Source organism: Microbacterium umsixpiens (assembly GCF_053543675.1).
This window is the reverse complement of sequence record NZ_JBLVOH010000047.1, coordinates 6771-17319: the sequence shown is the minus strand read 5'-3', so window position 1 is coordinate 17319 and position 10549 is coordinate 6771. Positions and strand designations below refer to the sequence as shown.

General features: G+C 68.9%; 8 protein-coding genes. 5 read left to right on the top strand and 3 right to left on the bottom strand.

Going from position 1 to position 10549, the window contains the following annotated elements:
• Window positions 1-26 precede the first annotated feature (26 nt).
• Window positions 27-2303, bottom strand: a complete 2277-nt coding sequence (locus tag ACNPM4_RS05330) for a polyribonucleotide nucleotidyltransferase (RefSeq protein ID WP_448984958.1) — start codon at window positions 2301-2303, stop codon at window positions 27-29.
• A 361-nt stretch (window positions 2304-2664) separates the two neighbouring features.
• Between ACNPM4_RS05330 and ACNPM4_RS05325 the strand changes: the two genes are divergently transcribed.
• Window positions 2665-3975, top strand: a complete 1311-nt coding sequence (locus ACNPM4_RS05325; RefSeq protein WP_448984957.1) for a UDP-glucose dehydrogenase family protein — start codon at window positions 2665-2667, stop codon at window positions 3973-3975.
• A gap of 57 nt (window positions 3976-4032) precedes the next feature.
• Here the strand turns inward: ACNPM4_RS05325 and ACNPM4_RS05320 are convergent, their stop codons facing one another.
• Window positions 4033-5934 carry a GDSL-type esterase/lipase family protein gene (locus ACNPM4_RS05320; protein WP_448984955.1) on the bottom strand — a complete coding sequence of 634 codons (1902 nt, stop codon included), beginning with the start codon at window positions 5932-5934 and terminating at the stop codon, window positions 4033-4035.
• 179 nt (window positions 5935-6113) lie between these two features.
• Here ACNPM4_RS05320 and ACNPM4_RS05315 point away from each other — a divergent pair, with 179 nt between their 5' ends.
• Together ACNPM4_RS05315 and ACNPM4_RS05310 are read left to right on the top strand one after the other, a co-directional pair.
• The gene (locus tag ACNPM4_RS05315) at window positions 6114-6698 is read left to right on the top strand and encodes a DedA family protein (RefSeq protein WP_448984953.1); all 585 of its coding nucleotides are present in this window, start codon (window positions 6114-6116) and stop codon (window positions 6696-6698) included.
• A 31-nt stretch (window positions 6699-6729) separates the two neighbouring features.
• Window positions 6730-6906: a DUF5302 domain-containing protein gene (locus tag ACNPM4_RS05310; protein ID WP_017830923.1), complete on the top strand. Its 177-nt coding sequence runs from the start codon at window positions 6730-6732 to the stop codon at window positions 6904-6906.
• 54 nt (window positions 6907-6960) lie between these two features.
• Here the strand turns inward: ACNPM4_RS05310 and ACNPM4_RS05305 are convergent, their stop codons facing one another.
• Window positions 6961-8400, bottom strand: a complete 1440-nt coding sequence (locus ACNPM4_RS05305; RefSeq protein ID WP_372467004.1) for a cation:dicarboxylate symporter family transporter — start codon at window positions 8398-8400, stop codon at window positions 6961-6963.
• A 145-nt stretch (window positions 8401-8545) separates the two neighbouring features.
• Between ACNPM4_RS05305 and ACNPM4_RS05300 the strand changes: the two genes are divergently transcribed.
• Both ACNPM4_RS05300 and ACNPM4_RS05295 read left to right on the top strand, forming a co-directional pair.
• Window positions 8546-9841, top strand: coding sequence for a sensor histidine kinase (locus ACNPM4_RS05300; RefSeq protein ID WP_448984952.1), 1296 nt, complete (start codon window positions 8546-8548; stop codon window positions 9839-9841).
• On the top strand, window positions 9838-10542 hold the full coding sequence (locus ACNPM4_RS05295; RefSeq protein ID WP_448984951.1) for a response regulator: 705 nt from the start codon (window positions 9838-9840) through the stop codon (window positions 10540-10542). Before ACNPM4_RS05300 ends, ACNPM4_RS05295 begins: the two co-directional genes overlap by 4 nt.
• Window positions 10543-10549 lie beyond the last annotated feature (7 nt).

Sequence of the window (10549 nt, the reverse complement as noted above, 5' to 3'; positions counted from 1 at the left end):
CGGGGGTTCCGGTTCGATCTCTGTGCTTACTCGGCGGCCGCGTCTTCGGCGGGCGCTGCCTCAGCGGCGGCAGCATCGTCGAGAACGGGCTCGAGCGAGAGCTTGCCGCGGTCGTCGATCTTCGTGATCTTGACGAGGATCTTCTGACCCACCGACAGCACGTCGTCGACGTTCTCCACACGCTTGCCACCGGCGAGCTTGCGCACCTCGGTGACGTGCAGCAGACCGTCCTTGCCCGGGAGCAGCGAGATGAACGCACCGAAGGTGGCGATCTTCACGACGGTGCCGAGGAACTGCTCCCCGATCTCCGGGTTGGTGGGGTTGGCGATCGCGTTGACCTGGGCGCGAGCGGCCTCGGCCGCGGGTCCGTCGGTCGCACCGATGTAGACGGTGCCGTCCTCTTCGATGGAGATCTGCGCGCCGGTCTCGTCCTGGATCGCGTTGATCGTCTTGCCCTTCGGGCCGATCAGTTCACCGATCTTGTCGACCGGGATCTGCACGCTGATGACGCGCGGCGCGGTGGGCGCCATCTCGTCAGGTGCGTCGATCGCAGCGTTCAGGACGTTGAGGATCGTCAGGCGAGCCTCGCGAGCCTGCGTCAGCGCGCCCGTGAGCACCGACGTCGGGATGCCGTCGAGCTTCGTGTCGAGCTGGATCGCCGTGACGAAGTCACTCGTTCCCGCGACCTTGAAGTCCATGTCACCGAGAGCGTCTTCCGCGCCGAGGATGTCGGTCAGCGCCGCGTAGCGGGTCTCACCGTTGACCTCGTCGGAGACGAGACCCATCGCGATACCGGCGACGGGGGCGCGCAACGGCACACCCGCGTTCAGCAGCGACAGGGTCGACGCGCACACGGAGCCCATCGACGTCGAGCCGTTGGAGCTCAGCGCCTCGGACACCTGACGGATCGCGTAAGGGAACTCCTCGCGGCTCGGCAGCACCGGCACGAGCGCGCGCTCAGCGAGGAAGCCGTGCCCGATCTCGCGACGCTTCGGCGAACCGACACGGCCGGTCTCACCGGTCGAGTAGGGCGGGAAGTTGTAGTGGTGCATGTAGCGCTTGCTCGTGACCGGCGACAGCGAGTCGATCTGCTGCTCCATCTTGAGCATGTTCAGCGTGGTGACGCCCAGGATCTGAGTCTCGCCGCGCTGGAAGACCGCGGAGCCGTGCACGCGCGGGATGACCTGCACCTCGGCGTCGAGCGGGCGGATGTCCGCGAGCCCACGGCCGTCGATGCGAGCGCCGTCGGTGAGGATGCGACCACGGACGATCTTCTTGGTGACCGACTTGTACGCCGCGGAGAACTCGAGCGGAGCCGCAGCCGGGAGCGAACCCGCCTCGGTGGCCTCGATGAGCTCGGCCTTGACGCGGTCCTTGATCGCGTCGTCAGCGGTCTGACGCTCGACCTTGTCGGCGATCTGGTAGACACCGACGAGCTCGTCGTAGGAGCGGCCGGCGACGAAGTCGTAGACCTCCTGGCTGTACGCCGGGAAGACCGGGTAGACGCCCGGCTCCTTCGATGCGGTCGCAGCGAGCTCGGCCTGAGCCTTGACGAGCTGAGCGATGAACGGCTTCGAGGCCTCGAGGCCCTGGGCCACGACCTCTTCGTTCGGCTTCGTGGCGCCGGCCTTGATCAGGTTCCAGCTGCCCTCGGTCGCCTCGGCCTCGACCATCATGATGGCGACGTCTTCCGTGCCATCGGCCTTGGTGACGACACGACCGGCGACGATCAGGTCGAACACGGCCTCCGAGACCTGCTCAGCGGTCGGGAACGCGACCCACTGGTCGTCGTTCTGGCCGTTGCCCGGGATGAACGCGAGGCGCACACCGGCGACGGGGCCGGAGAACGGAAGACCCGAGATCTGCGTGGACGCCGACGCGGCGTTGATCGCGAGAGCGTCGTAGAACTCGCCCGGAGCGATCGACATGACGGTGATGACGACCTGGACCTCGTTGCGCAGGCCGTCGACGAACGACGGGCGCAGCGGACGGTCGATCAGACGGCAGACGAGGATCGCCTCCGTGGAGGGACGGCCCTCGCGACGGAAGAACGAGCCGGGGATCTTGCCGGCAGCGTAGGAGCGCTCCTCGACGTCGACCGTCAGCGGGAAGAAGTCGAAGCCCTCGCGCGGGTGCTTGCCTGCGCTGGTGGCCGAGAGGAGCATGGTCTCGCCGTCGAGGTACGCGGCGACTGCGCCCTGAGCCTGCTGCGCGAGGCGGCCGGTCTCGAAGCGGATGGTGCGGGTGCCGAAGCGGCCGTTGTCGAGAACGGCCTCGGTGGCGGTGATTTCAGGACCTTCCAAGAGGTCTCTCCTTCTTTGTTTAGACTCGCGAGTCCATGTGACGCGCGAGCGTGTTCAAAGGAGCGGAACGGAAGGGTTCGGGCGCGCGGGCATTCCCGCGAATGTCGCCTGCGCTGGCCACCAGTAGAAAGCCACCCGACATGTCCTGCCGAGGAACCCACCACAGGGGACCAGCTTCTCCGCCGCTCGCTCCATGAGTCGATATTCGATTGTGCGGTTGACACACGTCAACCTCATCCACCCTACCAGCGGACTCCGCAAAACCCACGTCGCCGCAGCAGCGCTGAGTGGACAGGCGCCGGCCACGGAACGTTCACCGCGCGGATGCCACACCGTGGCGGGAGTCCGTTGTGCTGTCTCCATGCGCATGTCAGTGATCGGCTGCGGGTACCTCGGTGCCGTGCACGCCGCAGCCATGGCCTCGATCGGACACGACGTCATCGGCATCGACGTCGACGAACGGAAGGTGGCCGCACTCGACGCAGGATCCGCACCGTTCTTCGAACCGCAACTGACGGAGCTGCTCGCCGAGGGACGAGCATCCGGTCGGCTCCAGTTCAGCAGTCGGATGGCGGATGCCGCGGGCGCGCAGGTGCACTTCCTCGCAGTGGGCACCCCGCAGATCCCCGGCGGTCACGCGGCCGACCTCCGCTACGTCGATGCGGCGATCGACGAACTGCTCCCCCATCTCCACGCCGGCGACGTGATCGCGGGGAAATCGACCGTGCCGGTGGGCACCGCCGCACGGCTCGCTGCGCGCGTCATCGACTCGGGCGCGACCGTGGTGTGGAACCCCGAGTTCCTTCGCGAGGGGTGGGCCGTGCACGACACGCTGACACCGGACCGGCTCGTGGTCGGCGCCGAGACGGACTCCGCGGGCACACGCGCCGTGGCGGTGCTGCGCCAGGTCTACGCGGCGGCCGTCGCGGCCGGGACGCCCTTCCTGGTCACCGACCTCGCCACGGCGGAACTGGTGAAGGGCGCCGCGAACGCCTTTCTCGCGACCAAGATCTCGTTCATCAACGCGATGGCGGAGATCGCCGAGGCCTCCGGCGCCGACGTGGCGCTGCTCGCCGACGCTCTCGGCCACGACTCGCGGATCGGTCGGCGCTACCTCGGCGCCGGCATCGGCTTCGGCGGCGGCTGCCTGCCGAAGGACATCCGGGCATTCGCCGCGCGTGCGGAGGAGCTGGGTCGCGGTGAAGCGGTCGGGTTCCTCCACGAGGTGGACGCGATCAACCTCCGGCGCCGCGAACGGGCGGTCCAGCTCGTCGTGGACGCCCTGGGCGGGCTCGTGTTCGGACGTCGGATCGCTGTACTCGGTGCCGCGTTCAAGCCGTTCAGCGACGACATCCGCGACAGCCCCGCCCTCGACGTCGCCGTTCGTCTGCGTGGGCTCGGCGCAGACGTCGTCGTGACCGACCCCGCCGCTCTCGACAACGCCGCTGCCGCGCATCCGCAGCTGGGCTATGCGCGACACCGCGATGATGCTCTTCGGGAAGCCGATGCGGTCGTGATCGTGACCGAGTGGGACGAGTACCGTCGCGATCTCTCCCCCACGCACGCCGGCGGTCTGGTCCGCGGACGGATCATCATCGACGGACGCAACTGCCTCGATGCGGCGGCCTGGCGTGCAGCGGGCTGGCAGTATCACGGCATGGGGCGGCGCTGACCGCCTCCGCACGTCGGCGGTGGCTCGACGAGTCGACGCGGCGCTGCGCCGAGCGGATCAGCCGATGTTCGCCCACCGCGCCGCGGACGAGCGCCCGAGATAGACGTAGTCCTCATGCTTCGCCACACGACCATCGCCCGCCGCGCGACCGTGCAGGCGGCGCCAGACCCAGGGAAGGGCGTGTCGCCGCCACCACGCGCCCGCACCGATCGGCTCGTGCTCGTGCAGGGCGGCATCGAGGATACCCAGCGCATCCGCATCGGGAACACCCAGAATCTCGGCCGCTCGATACGCCAGGAGGCGATGGCCCCGGCTGCTCAGATGCACCAGATCCTCACCCCAGTTCGGTCGCTCGGCCAGTGCCGGATGCAGGTCCGTGTCGATCAGGATCGCTCCCGTCCGCGCCGCGATCCCCGTCAACGCCGTCGCGAACGCCGCGAAGCGCCGCGTGTAGACGGCGGCCGCCCGACGACCCGGGAGGAACGGGGTGACCAACAGCACGTCCGCTCCGATCGCCCGCAGCCGCACGACAGCGTGCTCCACCTCCGCGGCGAGCGCTGCGACGTCGACACGATGCTTCACGAGATCGTTCGCGCCGATGAGGATCGAGACGAGGTCAGGATGCAGTTCGAGCGCGCGGTCCACCTGCCATCCGGACACATCGCGCACACGTTTCGACCTGATCGCGAGGTTCGCGTAGTGGAGCCCGCCCCGCGCGGCCAGCAGCAGCGCGAGCCGATCGGCCCACCCACGCAGGCCCCCATCCGGGGCGGGATCGCACAGGCCCTCGGTGAGCGAATCCCCCAGGGCGACGAAACGGCGCCAGCGACGCGCGGTCACCGGCGGCGGGGAATCGGGCCGGGTGACGCGGCGAGCGCGGGAGGCCGCATCCACCCGCTGCAGCAGGCGCGCCTCCTCGAAGTGCCCGAGCAGCTGATCGCACACGCTCGTCCAGCTGCGACTCTGCACCGCGTCATGACCGGCTTCTCCGAACGCCCGTCGCTTTCGCGCGTCGCCTGCCAGATCGGCCACTCGCATCCGCAGGTCGCCGAGGTCGCCGGGGCGGTACAGCCAGCCGTCGACACCCATGCGAACGAGATCGAGGGGACCGCCGCGGCCGGTCGCGATCACCGGGACCCCGCTGGCGTGGGCCTCCTGCAGGGTCTGCCCGAACGTCTCGCTCTCCCCGGGGTGCACGAAGACGTCGAACGACGCCATGGCCGCGGCGAGCGCACACCCGTCGAGGTGGCCGAGGAACACGGCATCCGGGAGCAGCCCCTCCAACCGTGCTCTGCTGGGTCCGTCTCCGACGATCACCAGGCGCGCACCCGGGAGGTCGCGGAGCGCGGCGAGGTCTTCGACCTGCTTCTCCGGGGCGAGGCGGCCGACGTATCCGATCACGATCTCGGCACCCCACGCGGCGCGCAGTCCGGGATTGCGACGAGACGGTCGGAAGCGTTCCGCGTCGACTCCCCTCCCCCAGTGGCGTACACGATCCACCCCGAGTGCGGCGAGCTGCTGAGCGGAGTCCGCAGATGGAGCGAGCGTCATGGTCGCGCGTCGATGCAGGCGCGCGATGTGCGTCTGGGCGATGCCCGTGGCCGCGGCCACCCGGTAGCGCTCCGTATAGGCCGCCACGTCGGTCTGGTAGGCGGCGACGCTGGCGACCCCGATCCGCTCGGCGGAGAGCACCCCCCGCCAACCGAGCGCGAACGGCGAGGCGAGGTGCACGACATCCGGCTGGAAACGCCGCAGGGACGCAGCGATGCGCGGAGCGCCCGACGTGCCGACCCTGACGTTGTGGTACCCCGGAAGAGCGAGGCTCGGGATCGCCTCGATCGACACCCCATGCACCTCCCCGGGGATCCCGACTGCGGCGGGGGCGATCACGTGGGCACCGTGGCCGTGTTGCTCGAGGTGACGCAGGATCTGCAGCACCGACCCGGTGACGCCGTTCATGTGCGGAAGGAAGGACTCCGTGACGATCGCTACTCTCACAGCCTCAGGATGACCGAGCATCGAGGGCGCACGCGTCGGAAACCGCCCGCAGCACCGGATGTTCACCGGATGCTGGACGGCGGGCCACCGGCTATGCGCTCTTTGGTTCCCGTTCACTCTCTGCAGGCACAGTGGGCGACGTGACGACGGATCTGCTCGCCGAATCCCTCACCGGGCCGTGGAGCCTGGCACTGATGGGCCTGCTCGTGCTCGGGGACGCCTTCTTCGTCGTCGTGCCGGGTGAGATCGCGGTGACCGCGCTCGGAGCGCTGGCGGTGACCACCGGAGCCCCGCCGCTCTGGGCGGTCGTCGTCTGCGCCGCGGCAGCCGCGACCGTGGGAGACGCCTGCTGCTATCTGGTCGGCCGGACCGTCGGCGTCGATCGGTGGCGGTGGATGAGGGCGCCTCGGGTGCAGCAGGCATTGGGTTGGGCACGGCACCGGTTGGACAAGGGGACGGCCACCGTGCTCTTCACGGCCCGATTCGTGCCCTTCGCCCGGCTGGCGATCAACCTCGTGGCCGGCGCGTCGCGCATCCATCCACCTCGCTACCTCGCTCTGGTCGCACTCGCCGCGACCGGTTGGGCGCTCTACCAGGCGGCAGTGGGCGCCACGATCGCCGCCATCCTGCCCGGCGGGCCGGTGATCGCCGTCCCGGTGTCGATCGTCGTCGCCCTGGGGTTGGGAGTACTGCTCGATCGCGTGCTGCGCGGCACGAGAGGGTGACCTGCCGCAGCCGGTGCTCTAGGCTCGGGGCATGAGCACCGAAGAAGGCGCCTCCTCCTCTGAGGAGATGAAGCGCAAGTTCAAGGAAGCGCTCGAGAAGAAGAACGCGCACCACCGGCAGGGCGAGGCGCACCTGGATGGCGACTCCGCCGTGCACAGTGCGAACGCCCCGCAGACCCGGCGCGAGTTCCGACGCAAGAGCGGTTGACCGCGCGGATGCGGGAGCCCGTTCATCCGGACTCCCGCATCCCTCACCCGCTCGTCAGCTGCGTTCGGCTCGCGCCCTGGCCCGCTCCTCCTTCGCCGCCATCTCCGTCACTGCCGCCTCCCGCAGTTCCTGCACATCCGCGCCCTGCGGTGCATCCGCATTCCCGTGCGCGTCGACGCCGTCGAGCAGTGACTCGTCGAAGGGGAGTTCGCCGCTCAGCACCCGTCGCACGCGGTCGCGGTCGATCTGCTTCGTCCAGGTGCCGATCAGGAGGGTCGCGACGGCGTTGCCGGTGAAGTTCGTCAGAGCTCGTCCCTCCGACATGAAGCGGTCGATGCCGACGATCACGCCCACCCCGTCGACGAGGTCGGGGCGATACGCCTGCAGACCCCCGGCGAGTGTCGCCAGCCCCGCACCGGTAACTCCGGCAGCCCCCTTGCTGGCGATGATCATGAACACGAGCAGGCCGATCTGTTCGCCGATCGACATCGGCTGCCCCATCCCCGTGGCGATGAACAGCGACGCCATCGTCAGGTAGATCGCCGTTCCGTCGAGGTTGAACGAGTACCCGGTGGGCACCGTGATGCCGACGACGGGCTTGGAGACGCCGACGAACTCCATCTTCGCGATCAGGCGAGGGAGGGCGGATTCCGACGAGGACGTGCCGACGATGAGCAGGTACTCGCGCGCGAGGTACTTCATGAGAGCGAAGATGTTCACCCGCGTCACCGCCCACAGCATCACACCGAGGATCACGACGATGAAGAGGATGCACGTGATGTAGAACGCGACCATCAGCGTCCCGAGACTCCAGATCGCCGCCACACCGGTCTTGCCCACCACCGCGGCGATCGCTCCGAACGCGCCGATCGGTGCGAGCCAGAGAATCATCCCGAGGATGCGGAAGACGAGCTTCTGTAGCTGCTTGACCGCCTCCATGATGGGGGCGCCGCGCTCGCCGAGTCCCTGCAGCGCGAAACCGACGAGCAGTGCGATGAACAGCACCTGCAGCACGCTCTCCCCCGTGAAGGCCGAGAAGAACGTGGTCGGGATGATGCCGAGGATGAACTCCTGCGTCGTCTTGGCCTCTGCCTCGACCACGTCATAGGTCGAAGACGCCATATCGAGGCCCGCGCCCGGGTGGATGATGTTCCCGACGACGAGTCCGATCGCCAGCGCGAACGTCGACATCACCATGAAGTAGAGGAGCGCGAGTCCGCCGATCTTGCCGACCGTGGCCGCTTTGGCGATGGAACCGACGCCCACGACGATCGTGCAGAAGATGATCGGGGCGATCATCATCTTGATCAGGGCGACGAAGCCGGTGCCCAGCGCTTCGAACCCTCGGCCCACCTCCGGCCAGATGAGCCCGACCGCCGCGCCGAGCACGACGGCGATCAGCACGGACACATACAGCCAGGTGTGCCGGTCCCACGCGTGCTTCCCTCGTCGCCAGTTGAACTTCGGCAGTGCGAATCCCGTTGTGAGCGCCACGGCTTCCTCCTCGATCGTCGACGTCCTCGTCCGAATGGCGGCTTCTGCACCGCCGATCGGTTCCCACGGTGATCCACCTCCCGCCGCAGCGCGAGTTGTGGTCGTATTGGTCACGGCACCTGACCATCGACGATCGGAGCAGGCGATGGCGCCCACCTCCCGCGCCCGCAGCACCGCCTCGCGCGTCTTCGTCGTGCTGCTCGTCGCGGCCGTCGTGATCGGCGCTCTCGTGGCGGTCTTCCTCGTCGCCGAGGCGCAGCGATCGATCCGTGCCGAGGCCGAGCGGGTGACGGCGGCCACAGCAGTCGCGTTCGCCTCCTCCCCACTCGTCGTCGACGGTCTGCGTTCGAGCGAACACGCCGCGGCCACCCGGGAGCTCGAGCCCTACTCGTTGGAAGTGATCGCCGGCGCCGGGCTCGACTTCATCACCGTCATGACCCTGGACGGCACGCGGATCACCCACCCCGACGACGACCAGATCGGCGGGATCTACCTCGGCACGATCCCCTCGACATCCCGGACGCTGACGGAGGAGTTCACCGGGACCCTCGGTCCCTCGATCCGGACGATCGCGCCGGTCACGACGCCGGACGGAGACCTGATCGGCTGGGTCGCCGCCGGGGTGACGACCGAGTCCATCACCGACACCCTGATCCGCCGCTTGCCTCTCACTCTCGGCATCACGATCGGCCTCATCGCACTCGGCGTCGGTCTGGCAGTCATCGCCCGGCGTGTGACCCGACGCATCGCCGGCGACCTCCCTCCCGGCCAGCTCCGCGACGCCGTGTCGTCGTACGAGTCGATCCGCACGCTGGGCGAGGCTCTGCGCGCGCAGACGCACGAGCACGGGAACCGCATGCACGCCGCGGTCGCGCTGCTCGAGCTCGGGCGCCGCGACGAGGCGATCGAGATCCTCACGGAGACGTCACGACAGAGCCAGTCGCTCGTGGATCAGGTGACCGCGCGGGGTCACGGCGATCCCGCCGTCGGTGCCCTGCTCCTCGGCAAGGCCTCGCAGGCCAAGGAGCGCGGCATCGACTGGCGGGTGCACATCGAGCCCGATACACCCCGCACGCCGCTGTCGCCCGTCGACGCCGTCTCCGTGCTGGGCAACCTCGTGGACAACGCCATGGACGCTGCCGCCGACTCCGACTCCGACTCCGACGATCGGTGGGTGCGGGTGTCGCTGCATCCGAGTGACGACGGCGGAATCGTGCTCGAGGTGTCGGACAGTGGTCCCGGCATACCACCACTCCTCCAGGAGCGGATCTTCGATCAGGGCTACTCCACGAAGCCCGCCGATGGGAACGGCCGCGGTATCGGACTGGCGCTCGTGCGCTCCGTGGTCACGAGTGCCAGCGGTTCGGTGACGGTGAGTGAAGACCCCACGATGTTCCGCGTCGTCCTCCCCCGCGCTCAGTCTCGGAGGCCGCCGACATGATCCGCACGCTGATCGTCGACGACGATGCCCTGACCCTCGAACTGCACCGGGACTACGTGGCCCGGCTCGATGGATTCACCGTCGCCGGGGAATGCAGCAGTGCCCGCGCAGCGGTGCACGCCGTGCTGAAGAAACCCGGTGCCGACGCGTTCGACCTCGTTCTCCTCGACATCACCATGCCGGACGGCTCCGGGATCGATGTGCTGCGCAGCCTTCGTGCGCGCGCCGCCGCCACGGATGTGATCGCGATCACCGGCGTGCGCGATGCCGAGAGCGTCCGACAGATGGCGGCGCTCGGAGTGCACCAGTACCTCGTCAAGCCGTTCCCGTTCTCGGTGTTCCGAGAGCGCATGGAGCAGTATCGCGTTCATCGGGAGCAGGCGCGGTCGACCAGGGGCCAGGCCACGCAGGCGGAGATCGACGCGCTGCTCGGCCGTGCGACCGGAGCGATCCCGCTGCCCAAAGGTCTGTCCGCGAGCTCGCTGAACGACGTTTCGATGGCACTCCGCGCGAACGGACCGCTGTCCGCGCGCGAAGCCGCCGATCGCCTCGGGCTCTCGCGGGTCGCGACCCGGCGCTACCTGGAGCATCTGACCGCCGAGGGGGTCGCGCTCCGCACCGCACGTCGCGGCGCACGAGGTCGCCCCGAAACGGAGTATGCCTGGAGACAGGGAGCGGACGGAGGAGCGGAGCGGGGATGAACGCGGC

Excerpts from the sequence above, each read along its gene's own strand:
- ACNPM4_RS05325 (WP_448984957.1), top strand. The coding sequence starts at position 2,665 with ATGCGCATGTCAGTGATCGGCTGCGGGTACCTCGGTGCCGTGCACGCC.
- ACNPM4_RS05320 (WP_448984955.1), bottom strand. The coding sequence starts at position 5,934 with ATGAACGGCGTCACCGGGTCGGTGCTGCAGATCCTGCGTCACCTCGAG.
- ACNPM4_RS05310 (WP_017830923.1), top strand. The coding sequence starts at position 6,730 with ATGAGCACCGAAGAAGGCGCCTCCTCCTCTGAGGAGATGAAGCGCAAG.
- ACNPM4_RS05300 (WP_448984952.1), top strand. The coding sequence starts at position 8,546 with ATGGCGCCCACCTCCCGCGCCCGCAGCACCGCCTCGCGCGTCTTCGTC.
- ACNPM4_RS05295 (WP_448984951.1), top strand. The coding sequence starts at position 9,838 with ATGATCCGCACGCTGATCGTCGACGACGATGCCCTGACCCTCGAACTG.